General features: G+C 43.5%; 20 protein-coding genes. 12 read left to right on the forward strand and 8 right to left on the reverse strand.

What is annotated here, in order from left to right; genetic code table 11:
- Positions 1 to 20: 20 nt before the first annotated feature.
- Together CXF86_RS08715 and CXF86_RS08720 are read left to right on the forward strand one after the other, a co-directional pair.
- Positions 21 to 2363, forward strand: a complete 2343-nt coding sequence (locus CXF86_RS08715) for an ATP-binding protein (protein WP_145992381.1) — start codon at positions 21 to 23, stop codon at positions 2361 to 2363.
- Positions 2364 to 3260, forward strand: a complete 897-nt coding sequence (locus CXF86_RS08720) for a mechanosensitive ion channel family protein (RefSeq protein ID WP_198553526.1) — start codon at positions 2364 to 2366, stop codon at positions 3258 to 3260.
- A gap of 98 nt (positions 3261 to 3358) precedes the next feature.
- On the opposite strand, the gene CXF86_RS08725 is transcribed toward CXF86_RS08720, so the two are convergent.
- Entirely contained in the window at positions 3359 to 3682 is a 324-nt protein-coding gene (locus tag CXF86_RS08725; protein WP_232775067.1) for a hypothetical protein, read from the reverse strand.
- Between the two features lie 320 nt (positions 3683 to 4002).
- On the opposite strand from CXF86_RS08725, the gene CXF86_RS08730 reads away from it, so the two are divergent.
- A complete protein-coding gene (locus tag CXF86_RS08730) occupies positions 4003 to 5415 on the forward strand; it encodes an endonuclease/exonuclease/phosphatase family protein (RefSeq protein WP_102038796.1) in 1413 nt (470 codons plus the stop codon).
- Positions 5416 to 5557: 142 nt separating this feature from the next.
- Here CXF86_RS08730 and CXF86_RS08735 read toward each other — a convergent pair whose 3' ends face one another.
- From CXF86_RS08735 to CXF86_RS08745, 3 genes are all read right to left on the reverse strand, one after another.
- Positions 5558 to 6889, reverse strand: coding sequence for a DEAD/DEAH box helicase (locus tag CXF86_RS08735; RefSeq protein WP_101092855.1), 1332 nt, complete (start codon positions 6887 to 6889; stop codon positions 5558 to 5560).
- Positions 6890 to 7041: 152 nt separating this feature from the next.
- Entirely contained in the window at positions 7042 to 10140 is a 3099-nt protein-coding gene (locus CXF86_RS08740; protein ID WP_102038797.1) for an EAL domain-containing protein, read from the reverse strand.
- Positions 10141 to 10537: 397 nt separating this feature from the next.
- A complete protein-coding gene (locus tag CXF86_RS08745) occupies positions 10538 to 10978 on the reverse strand; it encodes an OsmC family protein (RefSeq protein WP_101092640.1) in 441 nt (146 codons plus the stop codon).
- Between the two features lie 189 nt (positions 10979 to 11167).
- Here CXF86_RS08745 and CXF86_RS08750 point away from each other — a divergent pair, with 189 nt between their 5' ends.
- Positions 11168 to 11614: a thioesterase family protein gene (locus CXF86_RS08750; protein ID WP_101092639.1), complete on the forward strand. Its 447-nt coding sequence runs from the start codon at positions 11168 to 11170 to the stop codon at positions 11612 to 11614.
- On the opposite strand, the gene CXF86_RS08755 is transcribed toward CXF86_RS08750, so the two are convergent.
- Positions 11611 to 13113, reverse strand: a complete 1503-nt coding sequence (locus tag CXF86_RS08755; protein WP_102038798.1) for a putative bifunctional diguanylate cyclase/phosphodiesterase — start codon at positions 13111 to 13113, stop codon at positions 11611 to 11613. The two genes, CXF86_RS08750 and CXF86_RS08755, sit on opposite strands and share 4 nt — an antisense overlap.
- 146 nt (positions 13114 to 13259) lie before the next feature.
- Complete coding sequence (locus tag CXF86_RS08760) at positions 13260 to 14102, reverse strand: HDOD domain-containing protein (protein ID WP_101092637.1); 843 nt, start codon at positions 14100 to 14102, stop codon at positions 13260 to 13262.
- Positions 14103 to 14391: 289 nt separating this feature from the next.
- On the opposite strand from CXF86_RS08760, the gene yegQ reads away from it, so the two are divergent.
- Together yegQ and CXF86_RS08770 are read left to right on the forward strand one after the other, a co-directional pair.
- On the forward strand, positions 14392 to 15771 hold the full coding sequence (yegQ, locus tag CXF86_RS08765; protein WP_101092636.1) for a prephenate-dependent tRNA uridine(34) hydroxylase TrhP: 1380 nt from the start codon (positions 14392 to 14394) through the stop codon (positions 15769 to 15771).
- A gap of 56 nt (positions 15772 to 15827) precedes the next feature.
- On the forward strand, positions 15828 to 16076 hold the full coding sequence (locus CXF86_RS08770; RefSeq protein WP_101092635.1) for a YfhL family 4Fe-4S dicluster ferredoxin: 249 nt from the start codon (positions 15828 to 15830) through the stop codon (positions 16074 to 16076).
- An 82-nt stretch (positions 16077 to 16158) separates the two neighbouring features.
- Here the strand turns inward: CXF86_RS08770 and CXF86_RS08775 are convergent, their stop codons facing one another.
- The gene (locus CXF86_RS08775; RefSeq protein ID WP_102038799.1) at positions 16159 to 16671 is read right to left on the reverse strand and encodes a ubiquinone anaerobic biosynthesis accessory factor UbiT; all 513 of its coding nucleotides are present in this window, start codon (positions 16669 to 16671) and stop codon (positions 16159 to 16161) included.
- A 132-nt stretch (positions 16672 to 16803) separates the two neighbouring features.
- Between CXF86_RS08775 and CXF86_RS08780 the strand changes: the two genes are divergently transcribed.
- The gene (locus CXF86_RS08780; RefSeq protein ID WP_102038800.1) at positions 16804 to 17805 is read left to right on the forward strand and encodes a ubiquinone anaerobic biosynthesis protein UbiU; all 1002 of its coding nucleotides are present in this window, start codon (positions 16804 to 16806) and stop codon (positions 17803 to 17805) included.
- 28 nt (positions 17806 to 17833) lie between these two features.
- Positions 17834 to 18697, forward strand: a complete 864-nt coding sequence (locus CXF86_RS08785; RefSeq protein WP_102038801.1) for a U32 family peptidase — start codon at positions 17834 to 17836, stop codon at positions 18695 to 18697.
- Between the two features lie 2 nt (positions 18698 to 18699).
- Here the strand turns inward: CXF86_RS08785 and CXF86_RS08790 are convergent, their stop codons facing one another.
- Positions 18700 to 19386, reverse strand: a complete 687-nt coding sequence (locus tag CXF86_RS08790; RefSeq protein ID WP_101092631.1) for a DUF998 domain-containing protein — start codon at positions 19384 to 19386, stop codon at positions 18700 to 18702.
- Between the two features lie 372 nt (positions 19387 to 19758).
- Between CXF86_RS08790 and CXF86_RS08795 the strand changes: the two genes are divergently transcribed.
- The 4 genes from CXF86_RS08795 to CXF86_RS08810 all read left to right on the forward strand — a co-directional run bounded on the left by CXF86_RS08795 (position 19759) and on the right by CXF86_RS08810 (position 25881).
- A complete protein-coding gene (locus CXF86_RS08795) occupies positions 19759 to 21303 on the forward strand; it encodes a methyl-accepting chemotaxis protein (protein ID WP_102038802.1) in 1545 nt (514 codons plus the stop codon).
- Between the two features lie 356 nt (positions 21304 to 21659).
- Positions 21660 to 23015, forward strand: a complete 1356-nt coding sequence (locus CXF86_RS08800) for a YjiH family protein (protein WP_101092629.1) — start codon at positions 21660 to 21662, stop codon at positions 23013 to 23015.
- A gap of 149 nt (positions 23016 to 23164) precedes the next feature.
- Entirely contained in the window at positions 23165 to 24091 is a 927-nt protein-coding gene (locus CXF86_RS08805; RefSeq protein WP_101092628.1) for a UDP-2,3-diacylglucosamine diphosphatase, read from the forward strand.
- 50 nt (positions 24092 to 24141) lie between these two features.
- Complete coding sequence (locus CXF86_RS08810) at positions 24142 to 25881, forward strand: bifunctional ornithine lipid synthase OlsF (RefSeq protein ID WP_102038803.1); 1740 nt, start codon at positions 24142 to 24144, stop codon at positions 25879 to 25881.
- The last annotated feature ends 21 nt before the right edge of the window (positions 25882 to 25902 follow it).

Here is a 25902-nt window from a genome sequence, read left to right on the forward strand (position 1 = left end):
CTTGTATGTTGCGAAAACAGATGCTAAATAAACTGCTTTTTTGCGCCCTAGTACTCGCACCATTTGACCTTCTGGCTAATTGGTCTACTTTTGATACTCCAGAATTGACAGATAAGAGCAAGGCAATTTCGACCCAAGTCAATGCCCTACCCGAGCAACACCTCGCCGATAATCGCGATCAAAGTCGCGCAACCAATATATTAATCAATACATTTGAACAGCAGCAATCTCATGCCAAGCAACTGAATCAACAGTTACGTCAGTTTCGAACCTCCAAAGACCCTAATGACTGGCCTGCAATTGAGCAAACCAAGTTATCGCTCGATAGCCTCAGCCAGAACAAAGCAAAACTATTAACCTACGTATCGGTCAATATTAATGAGCAGTTTACAGGTTTTGGCCCAGATGGCGTTAGGCAGCTTTTGCTCGAGGCACAAGTCACCGAAGCGATCATCAATTATCAGCTGATCTCCCAGTTTAGACATCTAGTCAGATTCACCACAGATCTAAAGGTCTCACCCTTTCCTTTATTAGTGCTTATTTTCAAACTCAGTTTAATCGGCATACTGTTATCTTGGTGGCTTAAAACAGCACCAAAACTCATTGTTTCTCAATTAAAAAACACTAAGAGAAAGCCACTATCTGGCGAGCCTATTAGCCACGTAATTTGGCGTTACCTCAATAAAGTACAAGCACCTTTAGCTTGGTTTGCAGCCCTAAGCATTATGATTAACACCTTAATGACCTTGCCCGGCCTCGATAGTATTAACTATTTGAGTGTGGTCATTAATTGGAGTTTTGCGGCAGCCATTATCATTCGACTGCTCACTGAATTCACCTCACACCACAGCCATTACAACAATCAATCTGAGATAGTAGAGCTGCGCGTTAGTACCGTAAAACATTGGGTTTGGACACTAATGGCAGCCGGTATTATTCTTAAAGCAACCGAGATGAGTGTCTATCAAGGAACGATATACACTTGGGTCAAAACCTTAATGCTGCTGGTATTACTCATACTATTAATTAAAACATTAACCAATTGGCGTAGTGTGGTGTTTAAACAGTTAAGCCATTCTGACGAGCAACCCGCTTATATTGACTGGGCAATAAAAAGACAAGCCGTGACTCTTTTAGCCCCTATAGCTACGCTCATTGGCGTATATAGACTCTTTTCGCAGCGCCTATTTCAAGAGCTCTTTAATAAGCTATCTAAGTACCAAACATTTAAGCATGCTATCGCCTATTTTTTTCGAGTTGAAGTGGCGAAGCAGAGCCAAGCTGATAAACAGAATGCCAATATGGTGCGAATAAAAGGTGAAGAGACTTTTTCCTACGTAAAGCCAGGGCACGAAGATAGCGAACTTATCGAAAATTACGCCAGCACTGAGCTCAATGAGATTGCTCGCTATGTACTTGCCCCCACTCCCGCCATGGCGCTAATTTATAGTGAGCGAGGCTTAGGCCTAACAACACTACTAAAAAGAGTAATCTACCGAGCAAACTCCGAAAATGCTATTTACATAAGCTGCCCTTATGGTGGTTATCAACCACTCGTGCAACAAATCAATACTGCACTGGGTTTAGCTAAAGACGCCGATGAGACTGAACTGCTGCAACTGCTAAGAAGTACAGAGAAACGATTTGTATTCTGCATCGATGATTGCCAGCGAATTATTAGCCCTAAGGTCGGTGGCTTAATTGACTTAATGAAGCTATCTAAGTTATTACGTCGAGGCCGTAATCAACACGGTGTACTCCTAGGAGTAGAACAATCAGCTTGGCGCTTTGTTGACCGAGCAAGAGGGGAAAGGCTGTTGTTTGATAAAGTGGTAGCAATGCCCCGCTGGAGTGAAACTCAAATTGCAGCGCTATTAAGCAGCCGTATTGATATGGATGGCGAGCATGCGCTCAGCTTTGCTGGATTAAAACTGCCTAAGCAGTGGGATGAACACGAGCTAACAGAAAAGCAACGAGCAGAACAGGGGTTTTATCGTATTCTATGGGACTACTCAGACGGTAATCCAAGTGTTGCATTGCGCTTTTTTAGACAATCTCTGCACCAAGATAAGATCAGTGGTGAAGTCTTTGTGAGGATCTTTAAAGCACCCGATGCCAAGGAGCTTGAGAATATGCCAAAACCTATGTTGGCAGTGCTGCGAGCGATAGTCCAGCTAGAGGTAGCGTCAGCGGAAGAGCTGTCCGCTTGTACCCAGCTAGGTTTTGCAGAAGTGCTAAATACCCTGCGCTATTTTCAAAATCGGGGCTTTATCGAGCTAATTGACGATAAAGCCAAAATATCCTCACATTGGTTTAGGTACATCACAAATACACTGCATAACCAACACTTGCTGGTAAAGTAGATGATGCTAAAACGATACTCAAAGCTGCTTCTGCTGACGCTATTCATAAGCTTTCAACCATTAGCAGAAGATCTATCGCCCAATCTGGATAGCCTAACTGACATTGCCAGTCTTATTCGATGGAGCGGTGTTTTCATTTCAGGATTAGTGCTTTTTGTTGCTTGGTTGATGTTGAAATTCACCCAGAACATTGTCAACTCAATAAGTAGTCAATTTGCACAAAGGCGTATGTTAGCGCAAAAGCTACAGTCATTTTTCCAGTTTTTTGTCTACATGACCGCTGGGATCTCGGTGTTCATGCTCAGCTTTAGAGTCGATGACAGAGTACTCACGCTTATTGGCGGCACACTAGCAGTGTCAGTCGGCTTTGCGATGAAAGACCTCGCAGCCTCCTTTATTGCAGGGTTAACCGTAATGATAGACAGGCCATTTCAAGTCGGTGATAGAGTCACGTTTGAGGGACATTATGGCGATATCATCACGATTGGGCTTCGCTCGGTCAGAATGTGCACCTTAACTGATGACATTATTACCATTCCTAACAGTAAGTTTCTAAGCGATGTGGTGGTCAGTGGCAACTATGGCGCATTAGACATGCAAGTGGTTATCCCCTTCTATGTCGCGCTGGATCAAGACTTGTCACTCGCGACCGACATCATCAGAGAAGCCGCTGCATCGAGTCGCTATATCCACTTACCTAAACCGATTGTCGTTTTGGTCAAACAAGATATTAGTGACAGTTACTTTGCTATCAAACTGACACTAAAAGCCTACGTTCTCGACACTAAATACGAAAAGCTGTTTGAAACTGATATTACACTTAAAGTGATGCAAGAATTTAAAAAACAACAGATTTGCCCTCCCACTATTATGCAGAGCACTAAGCTCTCTCGCTAACCTTGCATAGCGCTATACTTTACTGTCACTAACATTCTCGATGAATAAGTGTTTCGAGTAGAGTACAAAACTGATTAAAACGCTAAATACTGATGACTCTATTCAACACCGGCCTTTTTGATAAAATGCTCATCGATATAGTGACACCACAAATCAGAGCTTATTTCCGGCAACCACTCATCTCCTCGTACGCCTAACTTAAACTCCACCACAGAACGCCACTCAAGCGAGCCTAAATCTGGCCCATGGCCATTGTCATCGCCTGTTAATATCTGCATTTCAACTTTTTTAAACCAAGTTAGATCACAGTCTTGTGCTTGCTGTAGTTGCGAAACTTGGCTCAATTGCGGCTCGCTCGTTGAGCTGCAACCACAAAACAACAATATAGCGCTCCCTATAGCCATTGCTAAACGCACACTCATTATCATCTCCATCCACACATTAACAAAACAGCATTATGATCTGAGCCATGAGTAAAAGAAACTGTGATCCACACGTTCCAATCCCACCGGCTCATCGCACAGCCCTCTCATGGCCACCAATACGGAGCCTAACATCACACACTCAAGTGCAACATTAACAACCAAACCCAGTTACCAACAAACAACAAAAGCTCATTAAAACAACACTTAAACACCAAGTTAACCGAGATTCATTTTCATCAAATCTACAGCTGTATAGAATACCTGCGAAGCTCAAAAAATTGAGCGTTTTATAATAATTATTATTGATGGGTCAAAACATGAAATTACTAAAAACAGCAGCTGCCGCTGCAATTACTGTCGCACTGCTAGCTGGATGTAGCGATGAAACCAACAACTACTATCCAACAGATCCAACTCCAGACACAACGAATGTTCGTATAGCTACTTATAACTTATCTTTCGACAGAAATACCTACGCCGATCTCGTTACCGAAATGAAGCTCACTCAAACTGAGCAACAAGACTTAATGGACAAATGGTTTGATGGTTCACTAACCGATGCTGAAAAAGCGGTCGCTGAGAAAGTGATTCAAATTCGTAACATCGCTGCCATTATCCAAACTGAACGTCCAGCTGTACTGTTAATGGCTGAATTCAACAACGATGGCACCGGTGAAGATCAACAAGCCATTCAAGGTTTTCGTTTAAACTACCTTGCAGTACCACAGAATGCGTTAGGGTCTACTTCCGACGACGTCACATTACTTGAGCCAATCCAATTTGGTTACGCTGAGAGCTTTGCCACTAATACAGGTTTACTCAGTGATTTCGATTTAGACCGTAACGGCAGCGTTGCCCTACCTGGCGATGCTTGGGGCTTTGGTTTCTACCACGGTCAATATGCATTCGGTCTATTATCACAATACCCAATTGATACTGACAACGTACGTACTTTCCAAAACTTTAAGTGGAAAGATATGCCAGGTGAAGCAAACCCAACAATCACCAATTGTGAAGATGCTAATAACCCAATTCCAGCCGGCATGGCATGTGGTGACGAGTGGTACAGTAAAGAAGCATGGGCAGCAAAGCCATTGTCTTCTAAAAACCACGTTGATGCCCCTATCATCATCCCAACTGAAAATGGCGACAAAGTGGTTCACTTATTGTTATCACACCCAACACCGCCTATTTTCGATACCATAACCGAAAATAATAAGCTGCTTAACCGCGCTGAAATTAAATTCTGGGATGACTACATCTCTGGTGAAGGCAGCTACATCTATGATGATGCTGGCAACAAAGGTGGCATTACTGCTGATGCATCATTCGTTATTTTAGGCGACTTAAATGCCGATCCAGAAAGTGGTGACGGTTATTTAGATAGCATCAAAGGCTTAATATACAGTGACCAAGTTAACCAGTTAGCAACTCATGGTGTTTATGCACCAACGAGTTTAGGCGGCCCTGAATGTTTAGCCACTGGCGAATGTCGCGCTGAAAACTGGGGCACTAAGTACCCAGACATGGTGACCAGTACCTCAGGACTACGTTTAGACCACGTCATTCCATCAAGTGACTTAAATGTGACTGACTCAGGTGTATTCTGGCCAGCGACTTTTGAAGATGGTCGCCTAATGATGAACGACGCTCGTGTTGGCAAGTATGGCGGCGGCGGAAAGTCAGTCTCTTCAGATCACCGTTTAGTATGGATCAACGTTGAACTGTAATTAACGATGAATAAAGATGATAAGCGCAGTGAAACATCACTGCGCTTTATCGTTAAAGTTAAAAGTCAGACATAAAAAAAGTGAACTTAGCGTTCACTTTTTTTTATTCTAAAAACGATATTATTCGCGCTTTAATAAACGTTTATTTGCTCACTTTGGTATTGGTGCGACCATAACGATTTTTTTCGCTATCACCTTGTCGTGGCTTTGCATCATTGCGTCTTTTTTCTTGGTATTTACGCTTATTATGACTCTTCTCTTTCACAGCCTTTGTGGTGACATCGCGATAGCGTGCAGGTAAAGGCGCGCCCTCTTCATAACCGGGAAGTGTAATACACGGCAGTGTCAGCTCAATGATTTGCTCAATCTCTTGCAACATCTCTTTGTCTTGTGGAGATACAAATGATATTGCACGGCCAGATAAACCCGCTCGACCAGTACGACCCACTCGATGCACGTAATCTTCAGCGGCAAAAGGCAGCTCAAAGTTAATCACTAATGGCAGTGCTTCAATGTCCAAACCACGGGCTGCAACGTCAGTTGCTACCATGACTCTTAGCTTGCCCGTTTTAAACTCTTCTAACGCTCGGTTTCTAGAACCTTGAGTTTTATCACCGTGAAATACAGCACTTTTTACGCCATCGAGTTTAAGCTCTGTGTGTAAATGTTCAGCGCCTTCTTTGGTGCTGACAAACACCAAAACCTGCTGCCAGTTATTACGACCCACAAGCTCAGACAATAACTCAGATTTACGGCGCTTATCGACTAAGTAAACCTCTTGAGTGATGCTACTCGCTGTTGGCGCAGTGGCAACATTAATCCACTCAGGGGCTATAAGCATCTTCTGCGCTAACGTTTTAATATCTTCGCTGTACGTTGCCGAGAAAAAGAGTGTCTGATGCTCACGGGCCACCAGCTTTTTGACTTTTTCAATATCTCTAACAAACCCCATGTCTAACATACGGTCTGCTTCATCAACCACTAAATGACTGACATTGGACAGGTCCAAGCCAAACTGACCGATAAGATCAAACAGGCGACCAGGAGTAGCCACTAGAATATCAACGCCACCTTGCACCGCTTTACGTTGCGGATTCATATTGGCGCCGCCATAAACCGCCGCGGTTTTAAAAGGCAAAAACTTTGAATAGGCTTGAATATTTTCAGCAACCTGGATAGCGAGTTCGCGAGTCGGCGTTAACACTAAGACTCTCAACTCAGCCTTATACTCACTTGGGGTAGCCGTTTCTGCTTCATTGCTTTGCTGAAGCTCCATTTGCTTCGATAAGGTATTCAGTAACGGTAGCGCAAATGCTGCCGTTTTGCCGGTGCCAGTTTGGGCACATGCCATGATATCTTTACCCTGCATTGCCACAGGTAATACTTGTACCTGTACTTCCGTTAACGCTTGGTAACCGCGCGCAGAGACAGCATCTAAAATGTGGGGATGTAAATCGAATGCATCAAAGTTCATGGTTGGCTCAGTACAGGGAATAAAAGTGAGCGCGGAGTCTACCAAAAACCCAGCGCAGTTAATATAGCCAAGCGTAGTGAAGCCACGACAAGACACATTTTCTCTATGCTGTTATTAACCACTCAAGGAAAAACGATAACAGTAAGCTAACATCACTTATTTTTAGTATAAGCTTCAACTGCACTTTGCTTACGCTCTTGTGGTTCCTCAACGGTCACCTTTTGGGTCGCGGGAATAATACAGTTCGTTTCAAATTGCTCCGCAGGCACAGGCCTTGAGAACAAGTATCCTTGACCATAGTCACAACCCGCATCCAATAACACTTGTCGTTGGTAATCTGTCTCAACACCTTCTGCAATCACTTTCATTCCTAGCTTATGTGCCATCACAATAATCGCTTCACACAAGGTAGAGTCATCACTGTTGCTGTCCAAATTCTGGGTGAAAGACTGATCGATTTTTAAAAAATCAATGTCGAATTTTTTAAGATAGGCTAAAGAGGAGTAGCCAGTGCCAAAATCATCAAGTGAGATCTGCATCCCAGCAGCACGGTACTGTGCGAGTTTATGGTATATCGTCTCATTACTATCAAGTAACAAGCCTTCGGTAATCTCGATGCAAATAGAGTTCCGACTAAGATTAAGAGTTTTAAGCAGTGCAATCCAAGATTCAAAGCTCTCACCTTCATCCCTAAATTGTACTGGCGATTTGTTGATACTGATCTGTACTTCAATTCCAAATCGATCGCGCCACAGAGCACATTGACGCGCGGCTTGTTGAAAGACCCAATCACCAATCTCAATAATCAGTCCTGTCTCTTCGGCGACAGAGATAAACTCTATCGGTGACACTAAGCCACGCTTCGGGTGATTCCAACGAATGAGCGCTTCCGCTTTGATCGCATGATTATCAGCTAAACCGACTATCGGTTGATAATATAATTCAAACTCTTGGTTTGAAATCGCCAACCTGAGATCTTGAATTAAGCGCATACGGTATTTAGCGTTCCGTTGCATTGACGGGGTGAAGTAATGGAATCGGTTTCGACCTTGATCTTTAGCGGCGTACATCGCTTGATCGGCGTGTTTCAATAACCCTTCGATACTTGCGGCATCATCAGGATAAAGGGTAATACCAATACTGGCACTTATATACGCGCTCTCTTCGCCAAGGTTAAAGGGCTCTGCAATACGGTTAAGAATGTTTTGAGCGACTTTATCCACCCCTTTTATATCAGTGATGCCAGAAAGTACCACCGTGAATTCATCACCGCCTAGTCGTGCAACAACATCGCTATCTCGAATACAGCTCTTCAAGCGCTTTGCGGCTTCGGTTAACAGTAAGTCCCCCATGTCATGCCCTAATGTATCGTTAACCTCTTTAAAGTAATCAAGATCAAGAAACATCAATGCAAAGTGTTTTTCTCGCCTATCTGACTTTAAAATCTCAGCGCCAAGATAGTCGAGCAACATTCGACGATTGGGCAATCCGGTCAGAGGATCATAATTAGCTTGCTTCCAGATTATCTGTTCAGCCTGTTTTTTATCGGTAATATCGGAAAACAGCGCCACTCGACGTTCAGTTTGTGCTTCAGCATCAAACAGTGTGTTAAGGGTTAACCACACCACAAACTCTTCACCATTTTTGCGCCTTAACCATGTCTCCCCCTGCCAGCGACCTGTTTCTTCTACTGACAATTCCATCTGCTCATATGTACTGCGATTATTTCGGTTACATTGCAAAATCTGAATATTCTGCTGCTTAATTTCAACGTCGCTATAGCCGGTAATATCAGTAAACGCGGCATTTATATTGATGATAGTGCCAGCTTCATCTTGCACACTCATCGCTTCGCTACTGTTGTTATAAACCGATGCCGCTAACTTTAATGACTCTTCAACCCGCTTACGGTCGGTAATATCCGTATGCACACCGCACATACGTAACGGTTTATTATTTTCGTCTCGACTCACTATTTTTCCTGAATCCAAGATCCAGCGGATCTCGCCAGTATGAGAGTACATTCGATATTCAATTTTATGCTGTTCACTCACACCACTAATATGTTCATCTATCGAGCTAAGCACTCCTACTCTGTCTTTCGGGTGAATTGCCCGCATCCAAAGCTTGGGGTTATTATTGAGCGTAGTGACATCGCAGCCAAGCAAGTTGGCACTATGTTCGTTGCGCTCGACCTTATCATTAACAATATCCCAGTCCCAAAAACCTAGCTCACTGCTATCTAACACCAAACCCAATTGCTCTTGGCTGGCTAACATTGCCATTTCGGCTTGTTTTTGCGAACTTCGATTTAATAAACCAATAATGACTAATTCGACTTTGCCTTGATTTCTTTGGCAAGCCACTGTCATGTGGGTATACACAATAGAATCATCGTTAGCGATAAATCGAATATCAAGCTCGAACTCGTTGTTATCCCCCGCCAACATCTCTGAGAAGTAATGCTGATAAAGGTTAAAGTCATTGTGATGGATCAAGTCTGACCACAAGAGTTCAAGTAGCTCGGGTTCGCTGTATTGCAACATATGGCATAAATTTGGGTTTACTTTTATCCACTGATGCTGATTATCGGTAATCGCAATGCCCATGCTGCCCGCTTGAAAATGAGACTTAAACAACAGGTGATCTTGCAATTTTATTTTTTGGTCTCTTTCTATTTCAATCCGTCGGGATAACAACATTCCCAAGAACGCAGTAGTGATTGGAAAGATTATTAAAACAGGTAACGTTATCTGTCTAAGCATTGAAATAGCCGCATCTAACGGCATCACTAGCCCCCACAACAGCACTAATGTATTAAGGCTAAAACCGAATATGAGTAGCTCTCTAAAGCGAATGTCACTGATATCGCCTTTACGATATTTCCCCCACAAGTAGCCCACTAATGCCGATGTCATTATCGATCCAATACCAGACCATACGCCAACCCCGCCCTCGCTTAAACGGAACAGACCACTAATAAGTACGGCAACCAATGTCGGTATACCACCAAAAAACATGCCAGAAATACCGAGAATAACCGTTCTTGAATCGAAGAAAGCGCCTTCACTATATTGCCAAGGACTCAGCATAACTGAAACAGCAATAACCCCAACCAGGGCGCCGATCCCAATTCTCCAGAGCACATCAAGTTCTCGTTTATGACTGCGAGGAAACGCGTCGTAAACAAACACCATTACTAACAACAATGCCGCATTTTGAATAAGCGAAAAAATTAAACTTTGATCCATAAAGTACGATTCATCCATGCAAAAAATTTAATAGGGGTTACTAAGATTCTAGCAGAATAGAGGTGAAATAATATCCCCCAGCGCCTGTCCATTTTTCATTCAAGCCATTCAGCCCCAGTTATTCAATATACTATTTGTTTTTACACATTTTTATAAAGGCTTAAAGCACAGGGTTTTGATGACAAACAGCATCAAATCACCCAATCATTCAGGCATATTTAATCGATAAATATATTATGAAATTAGGGTCACTGAAGATTGGGCATTAACGCCGATTTGAATGAGGGGGAATAACTTATTTACGTGGCATTAGTTTTTATATGACATAGCTTTACGCTAGTAAGCTGCCCCGTCGCGCTTTCGACAACAGGGCGGTCTAAACTAACATAGGCTATAGCTAAGCAACTGCGTGTGTTACCAAGGTTGGATTCAGCAAATTATCGTGAACCGGACAGCGGTGGCAAACAGTGTCTAAAAAAGTACTTTTTTGCTCATCAGTGAGTTGAATATCATCTTTCATCGCATCCATTGTGGCGATAATATCAATCACTTTGAAACCGACCGGATCATCTGAAGGTTTGCCCAGTAGTCCAGCACTATTAAGTTGAGCTTTCATCGACATATCAAACTGCTGCAGATCAATTTTTTGCTCTCTCGCTACCATTTTTGCAATGGTGGAGATACATCCGGCCAGCGAGAAAACAAAAGTTTCCAGTGGGTTAGCACCTTCATTTCCAGCGGTAGGTTGATCAATCACCAGTAGATGCTCTCGGATCTGCGCGCTGACTTTCCAGCCCTCTCCCATTTGAGTGTTTACTGCTACAATTTTGTCCGCCATATCTATCCAACTCCATTAGATTTATTTCAATGAGAACATTCTAATGAATATATAGGTGAAAACTCAAATTGATCTCACACTTTTTGGCATTAATTAAAATATCGCTCTGGCATAGGATTTAAGCCGTTAACGCTTCCTATGCTAAGCTAGTGTCACTTTGATACGATTCATGACTAGACCACAACCAATATGCCCTCGACTAAGTCAGTACAACACAGTAAAACCTTTAATTTTCCGGTACAAATTTACTATGAAGACACCGATTTTTCCGGTGTTGTGTACCATCCTAATTTTTTAAAATATTTTGAACGGGCTCGTGAACATGTAATTGGTGCAAAAAACCTGGCAAGCTTATGGGATGAGCACGATTTAGGTTTTGCCGTTTATCGTAGCGATATGTTGTGCCACGATGGCGTTGAATTTGCTGATATTATCGATATTAGGACGCGTTTCTACTTCGAAAGTAAGTATCGCACAGTCTGGTTACAGGAGATTTGGCGTCCAAATGCTAAAAAAGCAGCGGTAACAGCGTTAATTGAGATGGTGTGTATGAATAAAAACCGTCAGCTGAGCCCAATGCCACAAATATTGATAAACCGACTTGGAGAAGCTTTTTCTCAGCCGGTCACTTTCTAGCGAGTGGCTCCGGGCGATATCCCACTAAGCTGTGGCCACCTCATTTCAAGGTCAGTCGAAGTCAATGGTTTAGCAAATATGTCGCCCTGAATTTTATCGACCCCCATCGGAATAATGATCTGCCGTACCGATTCAGTTTCCACGCCTTCAACCGTGACTTTAAAGCCTAAGCCTTTGGCTAATCGGATACTGGTATCCATGATATGTCTGGCATGCTCATCGGTATCTAAGCCTTCAATAAAGGCTTTATCTATCTTGACCTCATCGACAGGTAAGTACTTGAGGTACGCTAAAGAAGAGTGACCAGTGCCAAAGTCGTCAATCGCAATATCAACACCAATATTACGCAACTTATTGATTGCAATCACTGCGTTATCGATATCTTCCATTAATTTGCTTTCAGTTAGCTCGATAGATAATGCATTGGCAGGTAATTGATACTTGGTCAGCCTCGCTTCTATCTCTTCAAGCAACGATTGATTCTTTAAGTCTTGGGTTGATAGGTTGACCGCCACTTGCACAACGATGCCCATTTGTCGCCATTTTGATTGTTGTAGCACCACTTGATCTAACACCCACTGGCTCACCATATCAATCATACCGGCATACTCCGCGAGCGGGATAAACTCTGCTGGGGAAATAACGCCTAATGTTTTATGCTTCCAGCGCATTAACGCTTCGACTTGAGTACAACTATTAGCGACACAATTTTGCTTAGGCTGATACACCATATAAAGCTCGCCGTCTTGTAACGCTTTAGCCAAGCTATTAATAATCGACACATCCCTTAGCTGCACGGCGTCATCGCCGGCGGAGTAATGTGCGATGCCAATATCCAATACTTTCGCTTTTTTAAGCGCCAAATCGAGGCGACGTAGCATGGTACTAATGTCAGCATGAAAACGTTCAAGTTCGAGGTGTCCTAGCTGAATACGCACGCTAATTGGACTGTCGAACACGCTGTAAGGTTGTTGTAAATACGCAGTTAGCGTTGTTAAATCTGCGTCTGCAAAACCTGAGGGGGAATAGATGATAAATTCATCTTCATTCATTCTTGCGATAGTCGCGGATTCGAGAAAATTAGCTTCAATCCTGCTCGAGATTTGTTTGAGCAGTTCATCACCAAAGCTAAAGCCGAAAAGATCGTTTACATAGCGAAAGCGATAGATGTCCACCAGCACTAAACTGCCTTTTTCCAATGGCATCTGTTCAGCCAGCTTTCGCTTCATGCTTAAGCGGTTACCCAATCCCGTTAATTTATCGTGTCCTGCTTGATGTAACTGCTGTTGTAACTGCGACACCATTTGCTCACTTTGCAGCAACGCTTGGGACATGCTGGATACGATTAAACCACTTTCATTGGGTTGATCGGGTTTATGATTAGTCGATAAACGCAATTTAATTAATTGGCGACGGCAAACTAAAAAACGCCAAAATACTGCAGCTAGCAGCAGTATAAGCACAATACACGTTATCGAGAGCAATCCAAATCTATCCATTAATGATGACTTTTACCGTTTCAATCTGAGGTGTTTTAAGCTGTTGTAGCAAACTGTATATAGTGAGTTCATTGGGAGGCAATAAAAAGCAATTTGCTTCCCAATACTCAACCTCTTTGACTATAGCCTAATCTCTATCGCAAAGGTTATTCATAACTATCTTTAATCGAGTGATAGGTATCCAAAAAGCCATCACTGGCCAATACCTCTGGTGATACTGGTAATCCCCTCGCGCTGAATGCAGCCAGCCTTTCTTGTAACTCATTACCTGAGCGCAACTCACCGCTATACAGTGCCGCGGCTCGAATGAAATCAAGATAGCCAACATGCTCTGAGGTATAGGACAGATCAGCCCAACGTTCAACGACTTCCATAACACTGGGCGAAAAAGCCCAATTTTTAAGCACTGCCCGACCGATAGGCCCTTGCAACTTACGCACTAAAGCACGTAATTGGTCAATGCCATTGACTAATTCTGAATCGGATTCAACTTCGGTAAGCACCGGTAAAGCACCAATATTGTGCACCAGACCGGCTAGCGTCATGGTATCGGCATTTAAGCCACTATTGGGGTGAGAGCGATTATAAATTTGTAACATTGCCACCGCTGCAGAGGTCACATTAATGGAGGACTGCCATACTTCATCCATCACTTCCCATACCATCTCATTGGTTGATATGAACAGCTGCTCCATCGCAATAGAGGTTACAATCGTTTTAATCTGAGTGAGTCCAATACGGCTAATGGCAGCATTAACATTTGAGGCTGGCACACCTCGGCTATAAATAGCGCTATTGGCGACGCGAATGATCCGGGCAGAGATGGCGGGATCTTGGCCAATAATATTAGCGACATCTTTTAGGCTAGTGTCTTCTCGGCCAACGACTTCTTGAACGCGCATAGCCACTTCCGGCAGCGTTGGCAGCACTAATGAATCTGCCTTTAATTTTCTCAACAAACCCACTAATACTTGATGCTCTTTTGACATCCTTACTCCCTATATTACTCGTATTAATTTGCAGCTCGCCGAGTATATCAGCTCAATGCATACGGGCACGTGCAAAATAGTAATATAGGGTTAATACTTAGATAATTGCTTTAATAAAACCTAAATTAAGCCAAAAATGATACCAGCGTCACAAGAACCCAAGATAAACGACTCAGAACGCCTCTATAGCCCTTATCATGTGCGGCTGACTGCCTTGCATTAGCCTTTCAGCATTTAGTAGAATGTGCGGCCGTTTGCCTAATCCTTACCCGTTAACAGAGAAGTTATTATGTTTAAACCTGAATTACTGTCCCCAGCCGGAACCCTTAAAAATATGCGTTACGCCTTTGCCTATGGCGCTGATGCTGTTTACGCTGGTCAGCCAAGATACAGTCTTCGTGTACGTAATAACGACTTTAAAATGGAAAACCTTGCCGCAGGAATTAAGGAAGCCCATAGCCTAAATAAAAAGCTATACGTGGTCAGTAACATTGCGCCGCATAACGCCAAGCTAAAAACCTATATCAAAGATATGGAGCCCGTTGTAGCAATGCAGCCTGATGCGCTAATCATGTCTGATCCAGGGCTAATCATGATGGTTCGAGAAGCATTCCCCGATCAAGTCGTGCATCTATCAGTACAGGCAAACGCAATTAACTGGGCGTCGGTTAAGTTTTGGGAGTCTCAAGGCATTAAACGGGTTATTTTGTCGCGTGAATTATCACTTGATGAAATTGAAGAGATCCGTCAGCGTTGCCCAGATATCGAATTAGAAGTGTTTGTTCACGGTGCATTATGCATGGCCTACTCAGGGCGTTGCTTGCTCTCTGGCTATATCAACAAACGCGATCCCAACCAAGGGACTTGTACCAACTCTTGCCGTTGGAAATACGATGTACATGAAGCTAAGCAAACAGAGACTGGCGATATAGTTGCCGTCAACCCAGAGGTGCAAATCGCAACGCCAACACTCGGCGCTGGCGAACCTTCAGACCAAGTCGTATTATTGCAAGAAGCCGGACGCCCTGGCGAATACATGCCAGCATTTGAAGATGAACATGGTACTTATATCATGAACTCTAAAGATCTTCGTGCCATTCAGCATGTGGATCGCTTAACAAAAATGGGGATCAATTCACTTAAAATTGAAGGACGTACTAAGTCTTTCTATTATGTCGCCCGTACCGCTCAGCTGTACCGTCAAGCGATTGAAGATGCCGCCTCAGGTAAAGATTTTGATAGAACCCTTATGCACAATTTAGAAGGGCTAGCACACCGAGGTTACACCGAAGGTTTCTTGCGTCGTCATGTGCATGATGAATACCAGAACTATGATTATGGTTATTCAATTAGCGATACTCAGCAATTTGTCGGTGAATTTACCGGTGAATGCAATGAAGCAGGCCAAGCTGAGATTGATGTAAAGAACAAATTTAGTGTGGGCGACAGCGTTGAAATCATGACGCCACAGGGCAATTTAACCCTCAATATTGATTCATTGGTTAATCGTAAAGGCGAGAGTGTTGAAGCCGGCCTAGGTTCTGGTCACTTTGTCTTTTTAGATGTGCCAGCTGGCGTAGAGCTAGACAAAGCCGTATTACTGCGTAACCTGCCCCAAGGGCAAAATACCCGTAATCCGCATCAAGCCGCTGACGTTGCAGCGAAATAGACTGAACAAACAAAAGGCGCTTTATAATGCGCCTTGAAAAAGGTATTAAGTAAACGATGGCATTATTAATCGACGACAGCTGCATTAACTGCGACATGTGTGAGCCTGAGTGCCCTAACGAGGCCATCACCATGGGCGAAGAGATCTATGAGATTGAACCGCTGCTTTGCACTGAATGCAAAGGTCACTACGATAAACCGACCTGTATTTCGGTCTGCCCAATTGATTGTATTGCCGTTGACCCAGACCACAAAGAGTCGGATGATGAACTGCTGGTGAAATACCATGTTATTACAGGTAAATAGGTTTAATCATTGGTTATTACTCTAATGTAACCGGTCATTGATTCAAAAAAAGGTGCTTAACAGCACCTTTTTTTATGTCTTACTAAGCCATTTTCGGCTCAGCCTTTCTCTGCAAAGACTGCAGTGCTTCGGCAAGCTTAGTGATTGCGGCACTGATCACGGTGGGCATAGAATCAAATTCAACACCCAGCAGTAGGTTTTTAATCTCAAGCCCGAGCTCGGTATCGCCCTCGATACTGAGTTTACGTTGGAAGAACAGCGTATCGGGATCTTCTTTAGCAGCGGCAATTAACAGCAGCGCCTTAGAGTTACTTTTAAAGGTCACTTCAGCACTTTGCAACGGACGGACTAACCAATGACCGTCGTAGCTCACCTCAAAGGTTAACCCTAAGTCTTCAATATTGATCGCCACCCAGCGGTCGAGCAAAAAATCTAACTCATCATCTGCTGCCTGCTCGGCAAGCATCAAACCCAAAATACGTTTCAATAAGTCCGCTTTAAGCGAAAACGGAATAAGCGCTAAGGGCTGTGATAAGGCTTTAGGGCCGATGCGCAGAATTTTTTCCGCCAAAATATTAGGAAGTACACCTTGCATTTAAAAATGCTCCAGCATTGATACAAAGAAACCGATCTTACCTAGGTTTTATGATCACAAACCTGTTTTACATCAAAAGTTTGATCTTCATTCCCTTTTAAACTCCTGTTTCCTTATAAATGGAGCCGACCTATGGAACTGCTGTGCCCCGCGGGTAACCTCGCATCATTAAAAATCGCCCTCAATGCTGGCGCTGATGCGGTCTACCTAGGATTAAAAGATGATACCAATGCTCGTTCGTTTGCAGGGCTGAACTTTACGCCTAAAAAACTGCAACAAGCCGTTGAGTATACAAAGAGATGCGGCAAGAAAGTGTTCTTAACCATTAATACTTTCCCCAAACCAGGCGAAGAAAGCCGTTGGTACCAAGCCATTGATTTAGCGGCAGCCTCTGGCGTTGACGCATTGATCATGGCTGATATTTCCTTATTAGATTATGCCCACAGCCGTTACCCGCATCTGCCGCTGCACTTATCGGTACAAGCCAGTGCAACCAATCTGGGGGCGCTCACGCTTTACAAAGAAGCTTTTAATATCCAACGCGCCGTATTACCGCGTGTATTGTCGATGAAGCAGGTCAGAGATTTGTCAAAAGTGACCCCTGTCGATTTAGAAGTTTTTGCTTTTGGTAGCTTGTGCATCATGGCCGAAGGGCGCTGTCATCTATCATCTTACGTGACAGGGCAATCACCCAACACTGGCGGCTCATGCTCCCCTGCTAAACATGTACGCTGGCAAGAAGATGGCGGTAGCCGCCTGACGTGGTTAAACGACGTGCTCATTGATAAGTCCGGTGTCGATGAACAGATGGGCTATCCCGTGGTCTGTAAAGGCCGTTACACCACCGATGAGAATAGCAACGCCAGCCATATCCTTGAGGCGCCGACCAGCTTAAACACTTTAAGTTTACTGCCCGAGCTTGCCAAAGCTAATGTTGTGTCACTCAAAATTGAGGGGCGTCAGCGCAGTCCGGCATATGTCGAACAAGTGACTCGCGTATGGCGTACTGCAATCGATAGCTATCTCTCGTCTCCTGAGAAATACCAAACTCAGCAAGAGTGGAATGTCGCCTTGGCAAAAGTGTCTGAAGGGCAAACTACAACACTCGGCGCTTACGAACGAACCTGGCAATAGGCCATTTGCTTATCAACAAGGAAAGCCAATGAAAACATCTCTCGGGCCATTACAGTATTGCTGGTCAAAAGAAAAAGTGAATCAATTTTATCAGCAGGTGGCTGAAAGTAGCATTCCCGTGGTCTATCTTGGCGAAACGGTGTGCAGCAGAAGAAGACAACTCAAGTTTGCCGATTATCTTGCGCTGGCGCATATGCTACGAGAGTCGGGCAAAGAGGTTATCTTGTCGACCTTAGCGCTATTAGAAGCGCCATCTGAGTATACCGAGCTAAAAAAGCAGGTGAATAATGGCGAATTTATCATTGAAGCCAATGATATGGGCGCTGTGCAAGCTGCTAAAGAGCTTGAGCTACCTTTTGTTTGCGGCCCAACCATCAATAACTACAACTTAGCGACACTAAAAAAACTGCATCAGTGGGGAATGCAACGCTTTGTGATGCCAATAGAGTTGTCAAAATCTTGGTTAAACCATGTTATCGAAGCTGAGGTTACCGCCACCGGTGCCCCACTGCCGTTTGAGATTGAAGTCTTTGCTCATGGGTACATACCATTAGCACATTCAGCTCGCTGCTTTACCGCCAAGCAGCAGAATCTGCCCAAAGATAACTGCCAAACTGTGTGTCTATCGCATCCAAAAGGCTTGCTTGCGCAAACCCAAGATCAGCAACCGTTGTTAAGGCTCAATGGTATTCAAACTCAATCTGCAAGCCAGATAGATTTATCCAGTGAAATCGAGCAAATGAAGCAGATGGGGGTGAACTACTTTAGAGTCTCGCCAAGTAGTTTAAAGAGTGTTGCGCTGGCAGAGAGTATCCTAACCTGCAAACCCAAAACTAAGCCGCTAACCTGTAATGGCTATTGGCACCAAACCGCGGGTTTGGCGCACATATAATGTTAGCTGACTCTAGGTCGTAAACTTAACATCACGCTAGCACTCCAGGCCACAAAACTGGCGATGCCAACCCATTCAAAAATGGCGGGCCACCAAATGGCAGGGCGATGCATCTCGACCAGCAGTTCATGATAGAAAGCTCTACCGCCCTCTGTTAGCTCCAAGCCTAACAGAGGGACCAACAAGAAAGCTGACATATTCACAAACGCGATAATGGCTAAAACACTGGTCGAGCGCGAAAATAAGCGCCCTCTACCTACGAATAAATACAGTCCATAAAACATTGAACTGACACTGCCGAAGATAAAGAAATACTTAATCGCCACAATATGTAAATGATAAACATTGATGGGGAACAAGCCAACCGCCGCTAAACAGAAGAATGTCAGCCCTAAGCAAGCAAAAAAGGGATAAGACCAAGATGAGTCCGCTATTTGCAATGAAAAAAGACAAAATAGTACCGCGCTCAAGCTCCCGAAAAATAGACCACCATTAATAATCACCGCAAAGTCGGAGTGTCCATAATGACCCAACTCACTCAGCGTGTGGTTCAAAAAACTAAAGCCTTCACCGTCATACATCTTAAATGTCAGTACCGATAACATCAAACCTAGCAATAGCCCGAAAATCCCGAGCATACCAAATCTAAATGCGAGTGTAGAAACCTTATTGTTCGTCCGAGCTACCATATATTCCTATTTTTATATTATCTAATGGCATCGTCTAATATATATCGAATTAGCCTTCGTTAAAGAGGTCTAGCTCAGATTTTTAACAACCATTACTAACACAAGATACGTAACATCCACGTTACTTTTATAGTCTACCGTTATTTTTTTTCAAGTTAAAACTCTAAAACAACCCAAACATTACCGCAAAAAAAGATAATAAAGCCAAAAAGTTAGCTAAAAATAGCGACCTATATTTCTTGCTAATATTTCGTTAAACAAATTAGCTAAATCTGAATAATAATGAGTGTATTAATGCTATATTCCACACATAATGTGTTGGTATATTTCCAACATATCTAGTAATACACTTTGCAGTCAAATGGAATAATAATGACAAGAAACAATGCAAACATAGTCAACCGGGAAGTTAGACTAACCTCTTCAGATCAATTGATATCAAGCACTGATAAACGAGGGATTATCACCTACGTTAATCAGCGATTTATCGAAATATCAGGCTATACAGAGAATGAACTGCTTGGCCAACATCATAATCTTGTACGACATCCTGACATGCCTAAAGCAGCCTTTAAAGAGATGTGGGCAAAACTCGAAGCCGGACAATCATGGCGCGGTATTGTTAAAAACCGCTGTAAAAACGGCCATTTTTACTGGGTTGATGCTTTTGTGTCGCCACTATTTGAACAGAGCGAGCTGGTTGGTTATCAATCTGTACGCGTTGCGCCTAAGATCGAATACATCAATAAGGCGCAAAAGATCTATCAACGACTCAATTTAGGTAAACGTGTTAGCGACCCTATTAGCTTAGCCAATAAACGCCTGCTATCTGCATTTTGTGCCAGCCTCGGTTTAGCAGCTGCTGGTTATATTTGGGGTTGGGGCGTAATTTTAGCCGGTATCGTGTTAATGGGCGTAAACCTTGTCATCTTTTATGACGAAGCCTTTCGTATTCCCGCTCGATTAATGCAGATGAAACAGCAGCATGACTCTGTCAGTCGTTTTATCTATTGCGGTCGAGATACCTCTTCGTTGCTTGATTTTCAGTTGATGATGAAAGACGCCAAACTGCAAGGTGTGCTGGGACGCTCACAAGATAATGCCGAACATATTGATGCCATATCCACTCAATTAATGACTGCCGCCCAACAAGCCCATGCTGGATTGGATATTGAAAACCAACAAATAGAACAAATCGCCAGTGCCACTGAGGAGATGGCCGCCACCATTACAGAGGTCGCTTCGAATATTCAATCAACCTCTAATCGCATTCAAGACACTTACCAGCTTTGCCATGAAAGCCGTGACAAAATGCAAAGAAGTGCAGCAAGCATTAGTGAGTTAACTGATTCAGTGACAGAAGCAGCGGCGAATGCACAATTGCTAAACAAAGAAGCAGAGCGAGTAGCCAGTGCAATGTCTGAGATTGATGCCATTGCCGAACAAACCAATTTACTCGCGCTTAACGCTGCTATCGAAGCCGCAAGAGCCGGTGAGCAAGGGCGAGGATTTGCAGTTGTTGCAGATGAAGTTCGCGCACTATCTAGCCGCACACAACAGTCAACAGAAAGTATCTCTAAGAGTGTCGATAAGATGTTTACCATGCTGACTCAATGGTCAAAACAGATGGATGAAAGTAAGTCACAAGCATTGTTATGCACTGACGATGCCGAGATTTCAGCGCAAAAAGTCGACACTATTTTTGAAGCAGTAAAAAATATTCACGATTTAGCGCAACAAAATGCCGTTGCCGCAGAGCAACAAACCTTAGTTGTCGGTGAAATAAACCAAAATATTAGTCACATTAGCCAAGCATCAAATGAAAATTTGAATGCTATTGATGTGGTTGAAACATCGGTTAAAGAGTTAAAAATTAATGCTGAAAAAGCAAAATCTTTGAGAAAAACATTTAGTTAGTTTGCCCTCCGTAATATGTGTTGTCGTTACCACTAGTGGGTAGCGACAACATCCGCCGAACCAAACAATCAACAACTAAGAAACATAAACAAACCATTGTTTTAAATGAATATAAACAAAAAATATTTTTGTGCTTTTGCTGCTTATTCCGATACAATATAAATAGTCATTTAGAGTTAATAACTATTCGCTAGTCTTGATATATTCTATATAACAAGAGAATCGTTTTACTTAGATGTTTTAAGGCGGTAACCTCGCCTGCTAGCGGTTGAATGAATATTCAATACATTATTTGCTTAAGTACCAATTCAGCTTTAACGCTGTAAAGCAAAACTCGATATTTAGGGTAATAAAAAGTGTCAGAAAAACAAACCCATAACATTAAAACCATACTTACGTTTATTGTGCCATCACTGATCGGTCTACTGTTATTCATGACCCCCATCAGTTATCAAGACGCAATCACCATTCCAATTGCAATTATCTCTAAAGGTCTACAGAGCCTGCTGGGTGACGCTCTCATCGGTATTGTCACTGCGATTGTTATCTTTACTGCTTTGGCATCATTAGTCGTTAAAGTCGCACAGCCTAAATTTGTGATTAAAAGCGTTTTTTTAAACTCCTTGTTTAATGTCACCCCTATTTGGTTAGTGATCCGCATACTCGGTGCCATCTTTATCAGCTTAACCTTCTTCGAAGTCGGTCCTGAAGCTATTCGCTCTGGTAGTACTGGTGCACTGGTTCTCAACGACCTATTGCCGGTACTGTTTTCAGTCTTCTTATTTGCAGGGATGTTACTGCCGCTATTACTAAACTTTGGTTTACTGGAGCTATTAGGCACACTGCTGACTAAAGTCATGCGTCCTATCTTCAATCTACCGGGTCGAAGTGCCATTGATTGTATGGCATCTTGGTTAGGAGATGGCAGTGTCGGTATTTTGATGACCAGCAAGCAATACGAAGCACGCTTCTATACTCAACGTGAAGCTGCTGTGATTGGTACAACATTCTCAGCAGTATCGATAACCTTTTCACTGGTGGTTATCTCGCAAGTTCAGCTAGAACACCTATTTGTTCCTTTCTATCTCACGGTATGTTTTGCCGGTTTTGTCGCAGCGATAATTGTGCCTAAACTGCCTCCCCTATCGTGGAAAAAAGACCTCTATATTGATGAAACACCCCGCCATAAAGATGATGAAGTCATCCCAGCCGGCCATGGCGTATTCTCTTGGGGTTTAGATCTAGCACTGACCAAAGCCTCTCGCGCTGGCGGCATCAAACATACATTGACCGACGGTGTTAAAAACGTAGTTGATATGATTTTTGGTGTGATCCCAGTGGTGATGGGTATTGGTACCATCGCCTTGATGGTTGCCGAATTCACGCCAATATTTAACTATCTTGGTATGCCGTTTATCCCGCTACTGGAACTATTACAAGTACCAGAAGCTGCTGAAGCCTCTAAAACAATTGTGGTGGGTTTTGCGGATATGTTTATTCCGGCCATTCTTGCCAGCTCTATTGAGTCAGACATGACCCGCTTTATTATTGCGGCATTGTCAGTCACGCAGCTTATCTATATGAGTGAAGTTGGCGCACTATTGATGGGCAGTAAAATTCCTGTCAATTTCCTTGAGCTTGCAGTGGTCTTTATCTTAAGAACACTGGTGACTCTGCCTGTTATAGCAGGGATCGCCCACCTGATTTTCTAGTTTTTATAGAGAAACAGTCAAGGTCAATAATCGGAGCGCATAAGCGCTCCTTTTTTTTGCCTCGTCATCAACATGCCACAAATAGTTCATCTGCTAGTCAACTGCCGCTTTTACTCTATTGTCATATCCCCGCTTTCACTGGCAGGACAATGGAAAACAAACAGCAAGGAATTGCCGCAACAGAACTCGAAAACAGCCTTGGAGACCGCAGCCTACCGCCGCAGAATGACACGGTTAAGCCCATAAATAGTGCCCGATTAAATCAAGCGCAACACTATAATGCCATTTGGCTTTCAGATGTTCACCTTGGCAGTAAAGACTGCAAAGCAGAGTATCTACTACAACTGTTAAATTCACTGCAAACAGACATCCTGTTTCTGGTTGGCGATATCTTTGACATATGGGCGCTAAAACGTAAATTCCTTTGGCCTCAATCACATAACCTAGTTCTACAAAAATTGCTCAAAATGGCACGAGAAGGCACACGTATTGTGTATATTCCGGGTAATCACGATGAAGCCCTAAAGCCCTACGATGGTTTTTGTCTGTTGGACCTCACCATTACCAAAGAGCATATTCACACCACAGTGTCAGGGCGTAAAGTGTTGGTATTACATGGCGACCAATTTGACTCTGAAGTGTGTATTGGCCGCGCCTACGCCAAATTGGGCGATCACCTTTATGACTTGCTGTTATTCCTAAATCGCCAACTGCATAAAGTGCGCAGCCAATTGGGTTATCCGTACTGGTCACTCGCCAGTTACGTCAAACTCAGGGTCAGCAAAGCGCAACAAGCCATTAAAAATTATCGCAACGCCGTCACCCGCTATGCAAAGCGCATGGAAGTGGATGTTGTCGTTTGTGGTCATATCCACCAGCCAGAACTCACGGTTACCGACAATATGGTTTACGCCAACGACGGAGATTGGGTGGAAAACTGCACCTTTATAGCCGAGTCCGATTCGGGTGATATCCAACTGCTGAAATGGCAAGAAGCTACAGCCTGCGCCCGACTTATCAGCGCAATTCAATTTAGCCAGCACTCAGGTTCACCAATGATAAAGCGCGTAGCTTAGCTCATATCTGTTCATAGCAGCTCGTCAGTCCTCATCAATAGGGTTTTATTATGATTTTCAATGTCGACAATGTTGTAGAACAAAACTTACCGATGCTCGATAAAACCCCTTGGCTAGCCACGCCCACCAAGGCGATGCTGCGTTACCTGCTCAAGGAGAAAGAGTGTAATGACATTGCTAATCAATTCTCCTATTTAAAAGGGGTAGATTTTGTCGAGCAGGTACTCAATAGTTTCAATTTCAACTACAGCGTGCCCAATAGCGAGATAGAAAACATCCCTATTGAAGGGCGAGTGGTCATCTACGCCAACCATCCTATCGGCTCTCTTGACGCCTTAGCCATGATAAAACTTATCAGCAAGGTGAGACCCGACATAAAAGTGGTCGCCAATGAACTGCTGATGGCACTTGAACCGCTGCATTCAATACTGCTGCCGGTTCGTAATATGACGGGGGGCACGCCAAAACAACACCTCAATAATATCCATCAGCATCTACGAGATGAAGGTGCGCTATTGATTTTCCCCAGTGGCGAGGTGTCACGGCTTCGACCAACAGGTGTGGTTGACTTGCACTGGCATTCTGGTTTTTTAAAGATAGCGAAAGCGTGTAATGCCCCACTGCTGCCCATGCACGCTGATGCTAAAAACTCAGCAGCGTTTTATGGCGCCTCAATGCTGTATAAACCACTGGCCAGTTTGATGCTCGTAACGGAGATGTTTAAGCAAGCCAAGAAAACCATGCCCGTACGCATTGGGGAGTTAATTCCTAAAGAGGTGGTTAATAGCTCAGATTTCCCGCTGAAAACAAAAGTTAAGCTATTAAAAAATCATCTCTACCGCATAGGTAAAAATCGCAGCCCACTGTTTACCACCCAAAGTGCCATTGCTCATCCTGAGTCTCGCAGTGAGTTACAAACGGCGCTTTTAAAGTGTGAATTACTTGGCGAAACAAGCGATAAAAAGAAGATTTACCTCTATCAACACCAAGCAAGTAACCCGATTATGCGCGAAATAGGACGACTAAGAGAGATAGCTTTTCGAGCAGTGGGTGAAGGCACTGGCAATCGCAGAGATACCGACAAATACGACTCCTACTATCAGCACTTAGTGTTATGGGACCCCGTAGATATGGAAATCGTCGGTTCATACCGTTTTGCCGGTGCTAAAGAGGTTCATCAACAATATGGTAATGATGCACTTTACAGCCAATCATTATTTAAATACCACAGCGCCTTTGCCCCCTACTTTGAACAAGGATTAGAGCTTGGGCGTAGCTTTGTACAACCCAAATATTGGGGCAAACGCAGTTTAGATTACCTCTGGATTGGCATCGGCGCCTTTTTGGTTAAAAACCCACAATATCGTTACCTGTTTGGTCCCGTATCGTTAAGTGACCAACTGCCAGAACCCGCCAAAGAGCGCTTAATCCACTTTTATAAAATGCAGTTCGCCAGCGAGCAACCACTGGCGCACTCTTTTAGTCCGTTTATTTTTAATGAAGATAAACTGCAATTACTTAATCGCCAATATGGCCAGCTTGAATATGCCGAAGGCTTTAAATTACTCAAACAAACGATGGCAAGTATGGGCGCGGCGGTGCCTGCACTCTACAAACAATATGGCGAGCTTTGTAATGACGATGGTGTCAGCTTTCTTGATTTTGGCATTGATGCTGAGTTTGGGGATTGCATCGATGGCTTGGTATTGGTTGATACGCATAAATTGAAACACAAAAAACGCAGTCGCTACTTTGATTGTCACCGACCAGAACTTGGGGCGGTAAACTAATCGTTAGTCGGTACTCACACT

It is taken from the genome of Shewanella sp. GutCb, assembly GCF_002836135.1.
Classification (GTDB): Bacteria; Pseudomonadota; Gammaproteobacteria; order Enterobacterales; family Shewanellaceae; genus Shewanella.

Coding starts and splice junctions, on each gene's coding strand:
- CXF86_RS08715 (WP_145992381.1), top strand. CDS start 21: ATGCTAAATAAACTGCTTTTTTGCGCCCTAGTACTCGCACCATTTGAC.
- CXF86_RS08720 (WP_198553526.1), top strand. CDS start 2,364: ATGATGCTAAAACGATACTCAAAGCTGCTTCTGCTGACGCTATTCATA.
- CXF86_RS08725 (WP_232775067.1), bottom strand. CDS start 3,682: ATGAGTGTGCGTTTAGCAATGGCTATAGGGAGCGCTATATTGTTGTTT.
- CXF86_RS08730 (WP_102038796.1), top strand. CDS start 4,003: ATGAAATTACTAAAAACAGCAGCTGCCGCTGCAATTACTGTCGCACTG.
- CXF86_RS08735 (WP_101092855.1), bottom strand. CDS start 6,889: ATGAACTTTGATGCATTCGATTTACATCCCCACATTTTAGATGCTGTC.
- CXF86_RS08740 (WP_102038797.1), bottom strand. CDS start 10,140: ATGGATCAAAGTTTAATTTTTTCGCTTATTCAAAATGCGGCATTGTTG.
- CXF86_RS08745 (WP_101092640.1), bottom strand. CDS start 10,978: ATGGCGGACAAAATTGTAGCAGTAAACACTCAAATGGGAGAGGGCTGG.
- CXF86_RS08750 (WP_101092639.1), top strand. CDS start 11,168: ATGCCCTCGACTAAGTCAGTACAACACAGTAAAACCTTTAATTTTCCG.
- CXF86_RS08755 (WP_102038798.1), bottom strand. CDS start 13,113: ATGGATAGATTTGGATTGCTCTCGATAACGTGTATTGTGCTTATACTG.
- CXF86_RS08760 (WP_101092637.1), bottom strand. CDS start 14,102: ATGTCAAAAGAGCATCAAGTATTAGTGGGTTTGTTGAGAAAATTAAAG.
- yegQ (WP_101092636.1), top strand. CDS start 14,392: ATGTTTAAACCTGAATTACTGTCCCCAGCCGGAACCCTTAAAAATATG.
- CXF86_RS08770 (WP_101092635.1), top strand. CDS start 15,828: ATGGCATTATTAATCGACGACAGCTGCATTAACTGCGACATGTGTGAG.
- CXF86_RS08775 (WP_102038799.1), bottom strand. CDS start 16,671: ATGCAAGGTGTACTTCCTAATATTTTGGCGGAAAAAATTCTGCGCATC.
- CXF86_RS08780 (WP_102038800.1), top strand. CDS start 16,804: ATGGAACTGCTGTGCCCCGCGGGTAACCTCGCATCATTAAAAATCGCC.
- CXF86_RS08785 (WP_102038801.1), top strand. CDS start 17,834: ATGAAAACATCTCTCGGGCCATTACAGTATTGCTGGTCAAAAGAAAAA.
- CXF86_RS08790 (WP_101092631.1), bottom strand. CDS start 19,386: ATGGTAGCTCGGACGAACAATAAGGTTTCTACACTCGCATTTAGATTT.
- CXF86_RS08795 (WP_102038802.1), top strand. CDS start 19,759: ATGACAAGAAACAATGCAAACATAGTCAACCGGGAAGTTAGACTAACC.
- CXF86_RS08805 (WP_101092628.1), top strand. CDS start 23,165: ATGGAAAACAAACAGCAAGGAATTGCCGCAACAGAACTCGAAAACAGC.
- CXF86_RS08810 (WP_102038803.1), top strand. CDS start 24,142: ATGATTTTCAATGTCGACAATGTTGTAGAACAAAACTTACCGATGCTC.